Genomic DNA, 16,676 nt, shown 5'->3' with positions numbered 1-16,676 from the left:
TTTTAAAGTAAATAGAATTTTACTCTTCTCTAGAATCAAAAGAATTGCATAATTTAATCACTAAAAATGTAAACTTTTGATAGTGAAATGATTATTTTGGCGAAAAATATAAAATTTTGTGTAAAGTTTCAGAATATTCGTTTATGAAAAGAAGGGGTTTTTTTCTTTATGCAGAATATATAATACATAGGACACAGGAAAGGGGATGGGTGCTATGGCAACATTCACTATTAGAGGAAAAAACATTGAGATCACTCCAGCATTAAAAGATTATGTAGAAAAAAAAGTTGGCAAAGTAACAAAATATTTTGATGATGTTGGGGCAATTACCGCATTACTTACTGTGACGAAAGGACGGCATATTGTTGAGGTAACTGTACCTGTAGATGGTATGTTGCTTCGAGGAGAAGAATCCACAATGGATATGTATACTTCCATTGATCTTGTGATTGAAAAATTAGAACGTCAAATTCATAAACATAAAACAAAATTAACGAAACGTTTTCGTACAGGCGGGTTTAAATTTGAAACCGCAACAGCTCCTGTTGTAGAAAAAAATGATGAATCAGAAGAATATCCAGTCGCAAAGACGAAAAAATTCCCAGTAAAACCGATGGATGTTCAAGAAGCGATTATGCAAATGAACTTAATTAATCACGATTTCTTTGTATTTAGAAATGCGAAGAGTGAAGAAGTCAATGTTGTGTATCGCCGTAAAGATGGCAGATATGCCTTAATTGAACCAGAGTAAAATTAAAGCGAAAAGACCTCGCAAATGCGAGGTCTTTTTATGTGAAAAAAATAAAAATATAATTTTGTGTTTTGGTATACAATAAGAAAGGGAAAATGATTGAATTTTTTACCTATATAGTTTTGACTTATTGATCATAGTTTGATAAAATTCTAAAATAGGTTAATAGTGTATGAGTATATGCGTACATAGTTCAAGGAGTGATACAGTTTGTTCGGTTTTATAAAAAAAATATTTGGTGATGGCAACGAAAAAGAAATAAAACGGATGATGGAACGAGTGGAACAAATCAATGCTTTAGAGGCAGATTTGCAAAATTTGAGCGATGCATCATTGGCGGCTAAGACAAAAGACTTTAAACTTCGTTTAGATAAAGGGGAAACTCTAGATGATTTACTTCCAGAGGCATTTGCTGTTGTAAGAGAAGCATCGCGTCGCGTACTAGGAATGCGTCATTTTGATGTGCAATTATTAGGCGGGATTTGTTTGCATGAAGGTAAAATCGCAGAAATGCGTACTGGTGAAGGTAAAACTTTAGTTGGTACATTGCCTACATATTTAAATGCATTAACAGGTAAAGGTGTTCATGTTATTACGGTAAATGATTATTTAGCTCGTCGTGATAGTGAATGGATGGGCAGATTATATAATTTCCTAGGATTAAGCGTTGGTTTAATTGCACATGGACTTGAGTTTAATCAACGTAAGGATGCATATGCTGCGGATATTACGTATGGTACGAATAATGAGTTTGGGTTCGATTATTTACGTGATAATATGGTGATTTATCAAGATCAAATGGTACAACGTGAACTAAACTATGCGATTGTCGATGAAGTAGATAGTATTTTAGTTGATGAAGCTCGTACACCACTTATCATTTCTGGCGCAGGGGATAAATCTACCGAGATGTATGCGGTTATGGCAAAAACGGTAAATGATTTAGAAGAAGGCGTGGACTATACAATTGATGAGAAAGCAAAAGCTGTATTACCTACAGAGGAATGTGTAGCGAAAATTGAAAAACGTTTGCAAGTAAAAAATATGTACGATAGTGAAAATATTGCGTTATCACATCACTTTAATCAAGCATTGCGTGCCAAAGCGTTAATGAAACGTGACCGAGATTATGTGGTACGTGATGGAGAAGTAGTTATTGTCGATGAATTTACAGGACGATTAATGTTTGGACGCCGTTATTCAGATGGTTTACATCAAGCAATTGAAGCAAAAGAAGGCGTAAAAATTGAGCGTGAAAGTCAAACACTAGCAGCGATTACATTCCAAAACTATTTTAGAATGTATGATAAATTAAGTGGGATGACAGGTACGGCAAAAACAGAGGAAGATGAATTTATTAAAATTTATGGTCTTCCTGTTATTGTGATTCCAACGAATAAGCCAGTTGCGCGTGTTGATTTCCCAGATGTTATCTATAAAACAAAACAGGCAAAATACAAAGCGGTTGTGAATGCGATTATTGAAGCGCATCGCAAAGGGCAGCCGGTGTTGGTTGGTACAACGTCGATTGAACAATCAGAAGAACTTAGCCGCGTGTTGAAAAAGAGCGGCGTAGCACATAATGTATTGAATGCGAAATATCATGAAATGGAAGCGCAGATCATCGCCGGAGCAGGACAATTGGGTGCGGTAACGATTGCGACAAATATGGCAGGTCGTGGTACGGATATTGTGCTTGGTGAAGGTGTAGAAGAACTCGGTGGACTGCATATCATTGGTACAGAACGCCATGAAAGTCGTCGTATTGACAATCAGCTTCGCGGACGTGCCGGTCGTCAAGGTGATCCAGGCTCATCGCGGTTCTACTTATCATTAGAAGATGAATTAATGCGTTTATTCGGTTCTGATAATATTGCTAACATTATGGATAAACTTGGTATGGAAGAGGATGAACCAATCGAGCATGCATTAATTACGCGTTCAATTGAACAAGCACAAAAGAAAGTCGAAGCGCGTAACTTTGATATTCGTAAGCACGTGTTAGAATATGATGATGTTATGAATCAACAACGTGAAGTCATTTATGGACAACGTCGTCAAATACTAATGGGTGATAATTTAAAACAAAATATCATGGATATGATCTATAAATTGATTGACCAAGAAATGGACGTTTATGCAAATGAAAAGCTTTATCCAGAGGAGTGGGAAGTAGATAAGTTAATCAAAGCTTGTGAAGCTTTATTTGTGCCAGAAGGCAAGTTAGTGCAGTCTGAGCTTGAAGCAATGAGCCGTGATGAACTTAAAGAAACTTTACAAAAAGCAGCACAAGATGCTTATGCAGAACGCGAATTGTTATTTGGTGAAGACAGCATGCGTGAACTTGAAAAAGTAATTATGCTTAAAGTGGTTGACAGCAAATGGATGGAGCATTTGGATCAGATGGATATGTTACGTGAAGGAATCAATTTGCGTGCTTATGGTCAACGTAATCCATTGATTGAATATAAAGTAGAAGCTTTTGATATGTTCCAAGGGATGATTGCGAACATTCAAGAAGATATCGCAAAATTAATGTTTAGAGTAAATATCGCGACGGAAGCAAAACCACAGAGTCACTTAGAAGGTGCAAAAGAAGTTCATGGAGATGAAGTGGAAGAAGATCCGAAGAAACCGTATGTAAATCATGACACAACAGGAAGAAATGATTTGTGCCCATGCGGTTCAGGGAAAAAATACAAAAAATGTTGCGGCAAGGAATAAGTTTCTTGCCAATGCATTTAGGGAGATGAAAACGTGCTTTTAGAAGACTTGCGAGTAACAATCGTAGAGATAAAGAAAAAGCTTGACGAAATGGGGACTTCTCTTTGACATTGCTGGCAAAGAGCAACAGATTGCTGAGCTAGAATATAAAATGGGTGAACCTACTTTTTGGGACGATCCTGAAAAGGCGCAAATTACTACACAAGAATTAAATGCAGTGAAAGAAAGTGTTGTTAAATACCAAGGGATGCGAGCAAAATATGAGGATATGAATATTTTGTGGCAAATGGGTATGGAAGACAGTGATGAAAGTGTTTATGATGAAGTAGTTGAAGAGATAGACAATCTCAAACTAGCCATGGAATCTTTAGAATTAGAATTGATGCTGTCAGGTGAATATGATGCAAATAATGCAATTTTGACACTTCATGCCGGTGCAGGTGGTACTGAAGCGCAAGATTGGACGCAAATGCTACTTAGAATGTATGGACGCTACGCAGAGCGAAAGAATTTTAAAGTGGAAACAATGGATTTGCTTCCAGGTGATGAAGCCGGTGTTAAGAGCGTTACTTTAATGATTTCAGGTCACAATGCTTATGGTTATTTAAAAGCGGAAAAAGGTGTACATCGGCTAGTGCGAATTTCACCGTTTGACTCTAATGCACGGCGGCATACGTCGTTCGCGGCTTGTGATGTTATGCCGGAAATTGATGACAATGTTGAAGTTGAAATTAATCCAGCGGATTTGAAAGTAGATACATATCGTGCAAGCGGTGCCGGTGGACAGCATATCAATAAAACCGACTCGGCCGTTCGCATGACGCATATTCCAACGGGTGTTGTTGTACAATGTCAAAATCAACGTTCGCAAATTCAGAATCGTGAACAGTGTATGAAATTATTAAGAGCGAAATTGTTTGAATTGGAGCAAAAGAGACAGGCAGATGCAAAGGCAGAGATTGCTGGTGAATATCAAGCAATAGAATGGGGTAGTCAAATTCGCTCTTATGTATTCCATCCGTATAATATGGTAAAAGATCATCGTACGAATGCGGAAACAGGAAATACACAAGCGGTTATGGATGGCGAGTTAGATATGTTTATTGAAGCTTATCTAAACGCTGCTGCAAATGAAAATCATACATAAAAGGGGTACGGATTTATTCCGTCTCCTTTTGTGCGGTCTGGAGATATTTTGATAGGAGGAAGGAAAAATGGCAAGACGGTTAGGGATAATCGGTGGTATAATCATTTTGTTCCTCATTTTCGGTCAAATCTTAATACCTAAAACAGTTTCCAATGTAATTAATAAATCAATTGTGACTTTGACAAATGCGGAGAAAGTGGATGTAGAGGTAAAAAAGGATCCAGCGCTATTGATGCTTACGGGTCAATTTGATGATATAGTAATTAAAGCGGAAAGAGCAAAAACGGACAAAGTTGTTTTTGATCAATTTGATATAAATTTACATAATGTTCGCATTGATATGGGAGAGTTAATGAAAACATATCAACTGGGGAATGCTTCAATCGAGGATGTAGTCCTTCGTGCGTATGTTTCCCAGGCAGAATTGGCACATGCAATTAATCAATCAGTAAAAGGTGCGAAAGATGCAAAAGTAGAGATTACGCCAGAACAGGTGAAAGTCTCGAGCGTTTTAAATATTGGTGGATTAATTAATGCGGAAATTCGTTTGGAAGGAACAATTGCAAGTGAAGCTGGCAAAATTGTTTTTAAAACGGAAAAATTTTATATTGATAATGGAATGATTGGAAATTTTAGTGGAAAATTATTTACTGATTTGGTATTGTTAGATTTGAAACAACTTCCGTTTAATGTGGAAGTAAAATCTGTGGTATTAGAGCAAGGTCGGGCTGTAATTGTAGCAGATAATCATCCTTAAGAGTTTTTGGCAGCTATCAAACGGAGTAATAGCTGAATTTTAATTTTTGTCATAAGGTGGAGAAAGTAGTGACGAATTTCAAATACAATCGATGGCTGATTGGGTGTATTATTGTAGGGTTAATAGCGGCGTTATATATAGGCTGGAATCGTCATATTGTGGAAGAAAACAATATGACAGTAGAGCTGGTTTTTGATTACGATGATATCGTTGAATTGGCTCGTATTGAAGGCGTTCCAATGCAAACTGTTATGGAACAAATGAAAGATGCTGGGGTATCTTCGTTAGCTGTTTATGAGTCTACATTAAAAAAATTAAGTGAGAATGGAAAGGCAGCGACTGTTTCTGGCAGTGCACTGCTAAATAGTTATTACAGCGGCCTGCTTACAGAGCCGAGTTGGTGCCAGCTTATTGAAAAGGGTCTAATCGTACCAGAAAACATCTATATTGTTTGTCATGATGAAACTACGTTTAAAGAAGTTAAGGAAGATTTAGAAAGAAGACTCAGTGAAGATAGAATAAGCATTCTTCAAGCTGGAAATGTAAGAGTAATTTCAGCAAAAGCAAATTCAGAAAAAGTATTGAAGTGGAATTTAGGTTTATCCACAGAAGAAATGCGAATTGTGAATGAAGCTGGTTTTTATATTGTCGCTCGACCAAGCAATTATCAGGCAGTAACTCAATCAGATATTGGCTCTGTATTTGATCGCTTAAAAGGGTTTAATGTTTCTGATATTATTTTTTCTGGGGATGAAGTTTTGGGACACCCAGACTATATTACAGATACAGCAAATGCTTTTCAGGCAGATGAGCTTACTTTAGGTTTGATTGAGCATCCACAGCAATTGCAGTTCTTTAAACAAGAAGGTTTAATGGAGCTTGTTAAAAAGAATCATTATAAAGCTGCGCGGGTATATTCAATACCAAAAGATGAACAAGTGAAAATGAAAGTCAATCAAGCTGTTGAACGCTTGATTTTAACTGACGAAGAACGCAATGTTCGCATTAATTTGATGCGAATTTTTGAAAAACCAGAAAGTGGTATGACTCTTTTAGAGACAAATCTTAAATATGTAAAAGATGTAAAAGATGGTCTAGAGGAAAAAGGATTTACTATTGGTCGTGCAGGTACGTATGAGCTTTATTATCCGCAAAAAATCTGTTTTATTCTATTAACGGTTGGCGCAGTAGCGGCGGGAGTTCTTTATTTATCCTTGGTTTTCCCAATGAGAAATCGTTATCAGTATATGTTGTTAATTCTAATTTCAGCAATTTTAATTACCCCATTAGCTTTAGGCAAAGGAGCTATAGTTCGTAGCGCTGTTGCATTAGCTAGTGCGAATTTGTTCCCTGCACTCGCTGTAATTTGGCAAATGGATCGTTGGCGTACTGGGAAATTTTCATCGAATATGCCACTTGCAAAAATTATGGTAGCTGGTGCAGTTGCTTTAATTACAACCGGCTTCCTTTCTTTTATTGGCGGCGCGTATGTAGCTTCTATTTTGGGGGATGTGGAATACTTCTTAGAAATTTACATTTTCCGTGGCGTAAAGTTGACATTTATATTGCCGATAATTTTAGTTACCATTGCTTATTTACGTAGATTTAATTTGTTTGGTGGCGAAGAGTATTCAGGGAATATTCTTGGTCAAGTGAAGAAAATTTTAGATTGCCCTGTATATGTAAAAAGTTTAATCTTTTTTGCAGTTGCAGCGGTAGGTGCATTAATTTTTATTGGTCGTTCTGGGCATACTATGGGTGTTCCAGTGCCGGCAATTGAACTAAAGTTAAGAGCTTTCCTTGAACAGGTATTTTATGCAAGACCTCGTTCAAAAGAATTGTTTATTGGACATCCTGCTTTTATGTTAGCAGTTATGGCAGTGTATAAGAAATGGCCAAATTTCTTATTCTTTGTATTGGTTATTGTTGCAACGATAGGGCAAGGTTCACTTGTAGAGACATTTGCTCATTTGCGTACGCCTGTTTTTATGTCCTTTATGCGTGGTTTAGGCGGCTTGGTTTTGGGAGCAGGGGTAGGCATGATTGCAATGTTACTGGCACATCTTTTGTATAATTTGTCTTCCTTTGTGGGAAGGGGAACAACGAAAGATGAGTAGTATTGTAGTTTCTGGCTACTATGGTTTCAGAAATGCTGGAGACGAAGCCATGTTAGCTGCCATGATAGAAGTTCTATCAGATTTGGATCCTAAATTAAATATTACGGTTATTTCTGCAAATCCTGAAGATACTAAACGCAGACATGGTGTGCATGCTGTATATTGGTTAAATTATTGGCAGATTGCGAAAGTGATTCGCAAGAGTGACTTAGTCATTAGTGGCGGTGGCAGTTTACTGCAAGATGTTACGAGTGTACGAAGTATTTATTACTATATGAGCATTTTATTTTTGGCGAAAATGCTAGGAAAGCCAACGATGCTTTATGCGCAGGGGATTGGTCCAATTTGTGGCTCTTTTGCTCGTAAAGCAATGAGGTGGCTTGGAAATAAAATAGATTTAATCACCGTTCGTGATGAAGGATCACTTGAAGAGCTTGATAATTTAGGGGTAAAAAAACCGCCGATTCGTGTTACTGCGGATCCGGTCTTAGGGATTCATCCAGTAGATCGGCAGATTGGCAGAAAAATTTTGCGCAGATATGGAATTGAAGGTGCTAAACCGCTGGTTGGTATCTCAGTCCGCGAATGGCGGGATTGGTCTCATTATAAAGATATTATTTCAACGGTAACAGCAAGGATTGTTGATGAGCTTGGTGCGCGCATAGTCTATTTACCCATGCAGTATCCTGAAGATGTTGAGGTCGCAAAAAAAATTGCTGTTGATATGCCGAAATCAATCGTATTACTTGATGAAGAATATACAACGAGTGAGCTATTGTCTCTAGTAGGAAATTTGGACTTATTAATTGGTATTCGTTTACATGCTTTAATTTTTGCAGGTGTGATGGGCATTCCGATGATTGGAATGTCTTATGATCCGAAAATTGATCGATTTTTAAAATCAATGGGTGATGAAAGTGTTGGCGATTTGCAAAATGTTACAGTAGAGAAATTAATGGAGAAAATTCATCAAGAGTGGCAGGAAAAAGATTCCTTTGCTAAAACTGTTGAACCTGTAATTTCTAAACTGAGAAGAGATGCTTTCGTTAATGCTGAATTAGCGCTTGAATTAATTTCACGCGGCAAAACCAAGAGGTGATAAAGTGAAGAAGAAAGTGCGGCAGTACATTGGGATGACACTTGGGATTTTGATTACCGCAATTGCACTTAATATGTTTTTTATTCCACATAAGATTGCCAGTGGCGGCATAAGTGGTTTGGCTACAGTACTTCATTATTTATTTGGGTTGCCAGTTGGAGTTTTAATGTTAATATTTAATATCCCAATTTTTATTATTGGTGTTAAATTGTTAGGTTCACGTTATGGTCTAACAACGTTATATGGTGCAACAATGTTGTCAGTTTTTATTGATCTGACATCACCTTATACGCCAGTATTAACTGAGGATATTTTATTAAATACTCTATATGGCGGTGTATTGACAGGAATTGGAATGGGATTGATTTTTCGGTTTAAAGGAAATACGGCAGGAACTTCTTTGGTAGCAGCGATTTCCCATCATTTGTTTCAGGTGAGTATTGGACGGGCGTTACTTATTGCAGATGGATGTATCGTTATATTTGCTGGTTTTGCATTTAAAAGTCCGGAGCTTGCACTTTATGCGGCAATTTCTATTTTTGTCACTACGCAAATTATCGATTTAGTCCAAGAGGGTGCAATCACAAGCAAAGCTTTTTGGATTATGGCAGAACGTCCGGATGTGCTTGCTGAAAAAATTTTTCAGGAAGTAGAGCGTGGTGTAACTTATCTTTCGGGTCGTGGCGGATATACAGGTAAGGAAAGAGAAATGCTGCTTTGTGTTGTGGAAACGAGTGAAGTAACTAGACTTCAAGAAGTTATCCACGACCATGATGAAAAAGCATTTTTTATTATTAGTGATGCGCATGAAGTTGTTGGCGAAGGGTTTAACCAATACAAGCATTAAATTTATCGAATCGTAAAATAGCTGTTATATGCATATGCATATAACAGCTATTTTGTTTTTGATGGAGGATTTATTATGCTTTTTTTAGCTAAACGTATAATAAAAAGGGTTGTAGTGTTATTCATTGCAATGTTGGCAATAATAAAAGTAAATAGTATCGGGATGATGTTTATCAGCATGCTTATTTCTCTATGGGCGTATGCTTTAACTTTTGGTGTCGTTTATGGGGCGGGATTTTTAATCCTACTCTTTATTCATGAGCTTGGACATGTAATTGCGGCCAGAGTAGTCGGCATTCGTGCCGGTCTTCCAATTTTTATTCCGTTTATTGGTGCGGCAGTATCGCTGAATCGTTTGCCAATCAATGCAAAAATGGCAGCCAATATTGCGATTGGTGGCCCGGCGTTAGGGACGATTAGCGCAATTGTCTGTTTCATTTGGTATTTTTGGACGAATTCGATTATTTTATTGGTATTATCCTATACAGCTGCAATTTTAAATTTATTAAATTTAATTCCTTGTGAACCTTTTGATGGCGGAAAGATCATGGGGGCGATTTCTCCACATTTATGGACAGTAGGGACGTTTATTTTATTTGCTTTATTTCTTTATTCACAAAACGAAATCGTGTTTATTATTTTAGCTTTTTCTTTATTTTTTTTATGGCGTAGTTCGGGAATTGATACAAAAGATTCGTATTATGCACTCCCAAAATGTGAGCGCTTTAAAGTATTTACTTGGTATGTGGGATTAGTTGGAATCCTATCTCTTTTGACACTATATATTGCAAATCTATTGTATTAATGTTGTACAAAATTTTACAAAATATTTTTCCAAATGAAAAAGGTTTTTCGATAAAAATGTCTAAAGATATAAAGTCATGAAGTAATTTGGGACCTGAAAGAGGGGGTATGTTCAAGTTGATACATATGAAGAATGTTTCAAAACGCTATGATAATGGATCTATAGCATTGTCGAATATTAATATTGATATTAATAAAGGTGAATTTGTTTTTATCGTCGGACCAAGTGGGGCTGGTAAATCGACTTTTATAAAAATGATTTTCCGTGAAGTTTTGCCAACGGAAGGAGAATTAATCGTCAATGGACGCAATACATTGGCGATGTCTGCATCCGATGTGCCGTATTTAAGACGCGGATTGGGGATTATTTTTCAGGATTATCGGTTGTTACCGGAAAAAACGGTGTATGAAAATGTAGCTTTTGCTATGCAAGTTATTGAGGCACCGCGTCGTGAAATGCAAAAACGAGTAAATAGTGTACTTGACTTAGTTGGCTTAAATGATAAATTGAAAAGCTTTCCTAGTCAGTTATCAGGGGGAGAGCAGCAACGGGTTGCAATAGCTAGGGCAATTGTAAATAATCCGATGATTGTAATTGCCGATGAACCTACAGGGAATTTGGATCCTGAAACTTCCTGGGACATCATGCGGATTTTTGAACGAATCAATAAGTCAGGGACGACAATTGTTATGGCAACGCATGATAAGACGATTGTAGACACGATGAAAAAGCGTGTAATTGCAATTGAAAATGGCCGTATTATCCGAGATGAAGTGAAGGGAGCATACGGTTATGAAGATTAGAACTTGGGAATATTTTATTCGTGAAGTTTTTATTTCTCTAAAGAGAAATAATTGGATGACTTTTGCATCTATTAGTACAGTGGCTTTATCACTATTGATTTTAGGGATGTTTCTGATTATTGTTTTGAACTTAAATAATATGGCAAGTGCACTGGAGTCGCAAGTACAAATTAACGTGTACTTGCATGATGATTTGTCCGATCGGGAAATGAAGGAGATTGGTGAGAAAATTCAAGCGATGTCTGTTGTAGAGGAGATAAAATTTGTCGACAAAAAAGATGCAATGGATCGCTTTAAAGAACGCCTAGGTGATCAAAAAACATTATTAGAGGCATTAGAAGATACAAACCCTTTACCGAATGCTTTTGAAGTAAAGCTGAAACGTCCGGAAGAAGTGAAAGCAACTGCAAATAAAATTAATGAATTTGAGGGTGTGGAGACGGCTAAATTTGGACAAGATGTCGTTGAGCAACTGTTTGAGCTAACGAAAATGGTTCGTATTTTTGGCTTCTTTATTATCGTGTTTTTAGCGATGGCTACATTGTTTATTATTTCAAATACAATTCGTTTAACAGTATTTGCACGACGTAAAGAAATAGGTATTATGAAATATGTAGGTGCAACGAATTGGTTTATTCGCTGGCCATTCTTGATGGAGGGAATGGTTCTTGGATTTTTAGGTGCAATTGTCGCGACCGTGTTATTGAGAAATTTATATAGTGCAGTTACGGCAAAAATTTATTCAACATTAGCGTTTTTGCCACTCATTCCAGAATATCCGTTTTTAAATCATATTACATTGTTGCTTTTAGTCGTGGGAACAGCAATTGGAGCGCTTGGTAGTACGATTTCATTAAAACGCTTTATGAATGTATAAGAGGAGTTGAACATGAAAAATTTAAGACGATGGTTCTTAGCTTTTAATGCAATCGTTTTACTAGTAATGTTTACTCTAACCGTATATGCTGAATCTTTGGACAGTCAATTGAATGATGTTCAAAATCGAATGTCAAGTCAAGAAAGTAAGAGAAATCAAGCGCAGCAGGAAGTTGACACTGTTTCAAATCAGCTGAGAATTTTGCAGAGCGAATTAAAAACTGCAACGGATGAGTATGAATCGATTCAAGCGCAATTGCAAGAAAAAGAAGAACAAATTGAAAAAAATACGGAAATCTTAGAAAAAACAGAACGAGACCTCGCTAAACGGATGAAAGTACTAAATAAAAGAATCCGTGATATATACCAAAATGGGCAGATTAATTATATCGATGTATTGTTTGGCGCAACTGACTTTAATGATTTACTAACACGAATGGACTTGTTAAAACGCATAATTAAGCATGATTATGAATTAATTATGAAAGTAAAGGCCGAACGTGAGTTGATATTGCAAAAGAAAACTGAATTGGAAAATGATAGAGCCGCGATTGTTGAATTAAAAAAAGCGGCAGAAATAAAGCGGCAAGAAGTGAAAGAGCGTACGGCAAGAAAACAAGAAGTATTAGACCGTGCAGTAAATGATCGTGATGAAGCAGAACGTACTTATCAAGAACTACTTGAAACGTCGAAACAGATTGAACGGATGATTCGCGCGCAGGCAATGGGAAGTGGACGCGCTACTGGCTCGACAGGTGCGATGATCTGGCCTGTGCATGGTGTGATTACTTCAGAATATGGCTGGCGTACCCATCCGATCTTTGGAACTTCACGTTATCATAGTGGACTTGACATTGGTGCTGATTACGGTGATCCGATTGTGGCTGCTGATGGTGGAACAGTCATTTACGCCGATTGGATGGGCGGCTACGGTAATGCGGTTATTATTGACCATGGTGGTGGAATTACTACGCTTTATGGACATAATGACAGCTTGGTAGTTGGAGTAGGACAGCAAGTAAGTCAAGGGCAGTTAATTGCGATTTGCGGTTCTACAGGCTATTCTACAGGCCCGCATTGTCACTTTGAAGTTCGTGTAAATGGGGAACCGGTTGATCCATACGGTTATCTATAACGCTAAGCAAGATTTTCCCTACATCTATAGGTGGCAGGGATAACTGTAAATAACAGGCGGTGAGTATAATCTTTCGCCTCGCTGAAACGCTGAGTGGTAGGTTTTCCTGGGGGAAACCTTTAACAATGGCGTTATAATGCATAATATAGAGCAGAATGCATAGAATATAGCGAAAGTAAAGTAAGTTTAAAAAGCCACAGAGCAGGTAGACCCCTCTGTGGCTTTCTCTTTGAAGAGAATAGAGGTGGAAATGTGAAAAAACGGTATTTGTTTTTGGGGGCAATTGTATTAATTTTGTTGACTTGCTTCAGTACGATTGCAGGGCTTTATTATTTATTGGGACTTGGAAATACGAATTCTTTGCAAGTGTTTCGATTTGTGAATGCACTCAGATTCATTCAAACCCAATACGTGAATGAAGTAGATAATGAAAAGTTAATTACTGGCGCGCTTAAGGGAATGGTGAATTCACTAGACGATCCACATTCAGTTTACCTGGATGAACAGATGTATAAATTATTGTTAGAACATACAGATGGATCTTTTGGTGGTGTTGGTGTTGTTATGGGAATGCGGGAAGATAAGATCCCTATGGTAATTGCACCAATTGAAGGCTCGCCGAGTGAACTTGCGGGAATTAAAAGTGGAGATCAGATTATTTCAGTTGATGGTCAAGATACACGAGTGTTACCGTTTGAAGAAGTTGCCGCAAAAATTCGTGGTGAAATTGGGACGCAAGTTGTGTTGACTATTCGTCGTGATAATGCAGACATTGATTATATTTTGACTCGCTCAAATATTGAAACAATATCTGTTGCAGGTTCAATGAAGAGTGAAGATATTGGGTATATCCGCATCGCTTCTTTTAACGAGCATACGGCGACAGAATTTAATAAGATTTATCATGAACTAGAAGAAAAAGGAATGAAGAAAGTTATTCTGGATTTGCGTGATAATCCTGGGGGTATTCTAACAGTATGTACAAAGATTGCTGAAAAATTCGTCCCGGAAGGTGTAATCGTTTCAACGCGTGACCGTGCTGGTAATCAAGAGGTTTTTCGTTCTAGTTTGCCAGAAGCAAAATATCCGCTTGTTGTATTAGTAAATGGAGGAAGTGCAAGTGCATCTGAAATTGTAGCTGGTGCTATTCAAGATACTGGCGTTGGTACGTTAATTGGTACGAAGACGTATGGAAAAGGGTCTGTGCAGGCGGTTATTCCAATGGCAAATAAAGACGGAATGAAACTTACGATTGCCAAATATTATACGCCAAATGATCGCTGTATTGATGGAATCGGTATAGAACCGGATATAACGATAGAATTAGATAAAGAAAAAGATAATCAGTTAGAAAAAGCAATTGAAGTATTGCAAGGAAAATAAATGGTAGCTGCGATAAAGCAGCTACCATTTTTGCATGAAGTCCTGCTTTATTGGGGAAAATAAGGTAATTTCTATTTGCCGTACATATGTTTTGTGCTATAATATAACGGATAATTAATATTAATTAGAATAGACAAAGTAGGTGTTTTCATGGCAAAAGTACCTCATTTAAATACAGTGCATCAGGACGGCGGCACACCTTTTAAAGTTGTAGCACCTTTTGAGCCGACAGGAGATCAACCGCAGGCAATTGATATGCTGGTAGGGGGCATTGAAAATGGACAAACTGCACAGGTTTTATTAGGTGCAACGGGAACAGGAAAGACTTTTACGATTGCAAAAACGATTGAACGCGTACAGAAACCAACGCTGGTGATTGCACATAATAAAACACTGGCGGCTCAGCTAGCCAGCGAGTTTAAAGAATTTTTTCCGAATAATGCGGTAGAGTATTTTGTTAGTTATTATGACTATTACCAACCGGAAGCGTATATTGCGCATACCGATACTTATATCGAAAAAGATGCATCGATTAACGATGAGATTGATAAATTGCGCCATTCAGCGACATGTTCATTATTTGAACGACGCGATGTAATCATCGTTGCCAGCGTATCGTGTATTTATGGTTTAGGTTCCCCGGATGAATACCACGATTTAGTTTTATCGCTTCGCCAGGGACAGACGTATGACCGTGATTCGATTTTGCGTAAGTTGGTTAGTATTCAATATGAACGTAACGATATCAATTTTATTCGCGGTAAATTTCGTGTGCGTGGAGACGTTATTGAAATTTTTCCTGCTGGTTACAATGAACGGGCGATACGCGTGGAATTGTTTGGAGATGAAATTGATCGGATTTTAGAAGTGGATGTATTGACGGGAGAAATTTTAGGAGAACGCAAGCATATTAGTGTATATCCGGCTTCTCACTATGTTACATCGAGAGAAAATATGCAGCGTGCAATTCAAGATATTGAGGCAGAGTTAGAAGAACGTTTGGCTTACTTTAAAGCAAATAACAAATTGCTGGAAGCACAACGCTTAGAACAGCGCACGCGCTATGATATTGAGATGATGCAAGAGATGGGATATTGCTCTGGCATTGAAAACTATTCAAAACATTTGACGAAACGTCAGACCGGGGAAGCTCCATTTACATTGGTGAATTATTTCCCCGAGGATTTTCTAATTGTGATTGATGAGTCACACGTTACTTTGCCGCAGATTCGGGCGATGTATGCAGGCGATCGATCGCGTAAAGATTCGTTGGTGGAAAATGGATTTCGTCTGCCATCTGCTTATGATAATCGCCCGTTTCGCTTTGAAGAATTTTGTGATTGTATTAATCAAATTGTTTACGTATCAGCAACACCGGCTAAATTTGAATTAGAAGAGGCAAACCAGGTAGTGCAGCAGATTATTCGTCCAACAGGACTTCTTGATCCAGAGATTGAAGTTCGTCCACTTAGAGGTCAGATGGATGATTTATTAACAGAAATTAAAAAACGTATCGCCTTAAAAGAGCGTACACTTGTTACTACATTGACGAAAAAAATGGCGGAGAATTTAACGGAGTACTTAAAAGAAATGGGGATTAAAGTTCGTTATCTCCATTCAGATATTGTGACAATGGAACGAGCAGAAATTATCCGCGATTTGCGTGCTGGTGTTTTTGATGTGCTTGTGGGGATTAACTTATTAAGAGAAGGACTTGATATGCCGGAAGTATCACTGGTAGCGATTCTTGATGCGGACAAGGAAGGCTTTTTACGCTCGGATACATCGCTGATTCAAACGATTGGCAGGGCGGCACGTAATGCGAGTGGTAAGGTAATCATGTATGCCGATCGTAAAACTGATTCGATGATGCGGGCTATTGATGAAACACAAAGGCGCCGTCAAATACAAGATGCCTATAATCAAGAACATGGAATTACGCCACAGACAGTAAAAAAACGGGTAAAAGATCTCATTGAAACGACAAAAGTTGCCGAAGAGAAGGCTGAGTATAAAACAAGTAAAGGGATGAAGATGTCGGCACAGGAAAAAAATGAATTGTTGACATCACTTGAAAATGAAATGCGTGAAGCCTCTAGAAAACTCGAATTTGAACGGGCAGCAAAACTGCGTGATATGATTGTAGAATTAAAAGGAAGTTTGCCTGAGAAGAAATCAAATGCTAAGAAGCGTCAGAAAAATTAAAAGAAATAGATGGAGGAAAGGGATAAAG

At 37.7% G+C, this 16,676-nt stretch carries 13 protein-coding genes; all 13 read left to right on the top strand.

All coding sequences use genetic code 11. The features are described from left to right. Positions 1–214 precede the first annotated feature (214 nt). On the top strand, positions 215–751 hold the full coding sequence (gene hpf / locus ACWZFG_RS04370) for a ribosome hibernation-promoting factor, HPF/YfiA family (protein WP_147670145.1): 537 nt from the start codon (positions 215–217) through the stop codon (positions 749–751). Positions 752–961: 210 nt separating this feature from the next. Next, the gene (gene secA, locus ACWZFG_RS04365) at positions 962–3,475 is read left to right on the top strand and encodes a preprotein translocase subunit SecA (protein WP_455577148.1); all 2,514 of its coding nucleotides are present in this window, start codon (positions 962–964) and stop codon (positions 3,473–3,475) included. A gap of 33 nt (positions 3,476–3,508) precedes the next feature. Then, positions 3,509–4,622, top strand: a protein-coding gene (prfB, locus tag ACWZFG_RS04360; protein WP_455577147.1) for a peptide chain release factor 2 whose coding sequence is annotated in 2 segments (ribosomal slippage) — positions 3,509–3,580 and positions 3,582–4,622 — 1,113 coding nt in all. Because the reading frame shifts where the segments join, the coding sequence is not laid out codon by codon here. Between the two features lie 67 nt (positions 4,623–4,689). Then, a complete protein-coding gene (locus ACWZFG_RS04355; RefSeq protein WP_455577146.1) occupies positions 4,690–5,379 on the top strand; it encodes an LmeA family phospholipid-binding protein in 690 nt (229 codons plus the stop codon). A 68-nt stretch (positions 5,380–5,447) separates the two neighbouring features. Then, positions 5,448–7,496, top strand: coding sequence for a DUF5693 family protein (locus ACWZFG_RS04350; RefSeq protein ID WP_455577145.1), 2,049 nt, complete (start codon positions 5,448–5,450; stop codon positions 7,494–7,496). Then, positions 7,489–8,595, top strand: a complete 1,107-nt coding sequence (gene csaB, locus ACWZFG_RS04345; RefSeq protein ID WP_455577144.1) for a polysaccharide pyruvyl transferase CsaB — start codon at positions 7,489–7,491, stop codon at positions 8,593–8,595. Before ACWZFG_RS04350 ends, csaB begins: the two co-directional genes overlap by 8 nt. Positions 8,596–8,599: 4 nt before the next feature. Then, positions 8,600–9,442 carry a YitT family protein gene (locus ACWZFG_RS04340; RefSeq protein ID WP_147670139.1) on the top strand — a complete coding sequence of 281 codons (843 nt, stop codon included), beginning with the start codon at positions 8,600–8,602 and terminating at the stop codon, positions 9,440–9,442. Between the two features lie 75 nt (positions 9,443–9,517). Then, positions 9,518–10,246 (top strand): site-2 protease family protein, encoded by a 729-nt coding sequence (locus tag ACWZFG_RS04335; RefSeq protein WP_418626643.1) that lies wholly within the window; start codon positions 9,518–9,520, stop codon positions 10,244–10,246. A gap of 116 nt (positions 10,247–10,362) precedes the next feature. Further along, positions 10,363–11,049 (top strand): cell division ATP-binding protein FtsE, encoded by a 687-nt coding sequence (ftsE, locus tag ACWZFG_RS04330; protein WP_147670210.1) that lies wholly within the window; start codon positions 10,363–10,365, stop codon positions 11,047–11,049. After that, a complete protein-coding gene (gene ftsX / locus ACWZFG_RS04325) occupies positions 11,039–11,926 on the top strand; it encodes a permease-like cell division protein FtsX (RefSeq protein ID WP_147670138.1) in 888 nt (295 codons plus the stop codon). Before ftsE ends, ftsX begins: the two co-directional genes overlap by 11 nt. Before the next feature lie 12 nt (positions 11,927–11,938). After that, the gene (locus tag ACWZFG_RS04320) at positions 11,939–13,060 is read left to right on the top strand and encodes a murein hydrolase activator EnvC family protein (RefSeq protein ID WP_177505039.1); all 1,122 of its coding nucleotides are present in this window, start codon (positions 11,939–11,941) and stop codon (positions 13,058–13,060) included. Between the two features lie 252 nt (positions 13,061–13,312). Continuing rightward, positions 13,313–14,443: a S41 family peptidase gene (locus ACWZFG_RS04315; protein ID WP_177505038.1), complete on the top strand. Its 1,131-nt coding sequence runs from the start codon at positions 13,313–13,315 to the stop codon at positions 14,441–14,443. A gap of 150 nt (positions 14,444–14,593) precedes the next feature. Beyond that, entirely contained in the window at positions 14,594–16,648 is a 2,055-nt protein-coding gene (gene uvrB, locus ACWZFG_RS04310; RefSeq protein ID WP_177505037.1) for an excinuclease ABC subunit UvrB, read from the top strand. Positions 16,649–16,676 lie beyond the last annotated feature (28 nt).

This window comes from Anaerosinus sp., assembly GCF_965318445.1.
This window is presented reverse-complemented; position numbering and strand designations above follow the sequence as displayed.

Coding starts and splice junctions, on each gene's coding strand:
- ACWZFG_RS04335 (WP_418626643.1), top strand. CDS start 9,518: ATGCTTTTTTTAGCTAAACGTATAATAAAAAGGGTTGTAGTGTTATTC.
- ACWZFG_RS04320 (WP_177505039.1), top strand. CDS start 11,939: ATGAAAAATTTAAGACGATGGTTCTTAGCTTTTAATGCAATCGTTTTA.
- ACWZFG_RS04355 (WP_455577146.1), top strand. CDS start 4,690: ATGGCAAGACGGTTAGGGATAATCGGTGGTATAATCATTTTGTTCCTC.
- csaB (WP_455577144.1), top strand. CDS start 7,489: ATGAGTAGTATTGTAGTTTCTGGCTACTATGGTTTCAGAAATGCTGGA.
- ftsX (WP_147670138.1), top strand. CDS start 11,039: ATGAAGATTAGAACTTGGGAATATTTTATTCGTGAAGTTTTTATTTCT.
- hpf (WP_147670145.1), top strand. CDS start 215: ATGGCAACATTCACTATTAGAGGAAAAAACATTGAGATCACTCCAGCA.
- uvrB (WP_177505037.1), top strand. CDS start 14,594: ATGGCAAAAGTACCTCATTTAAATACAGTGCATCAGGACGGCGGCACA.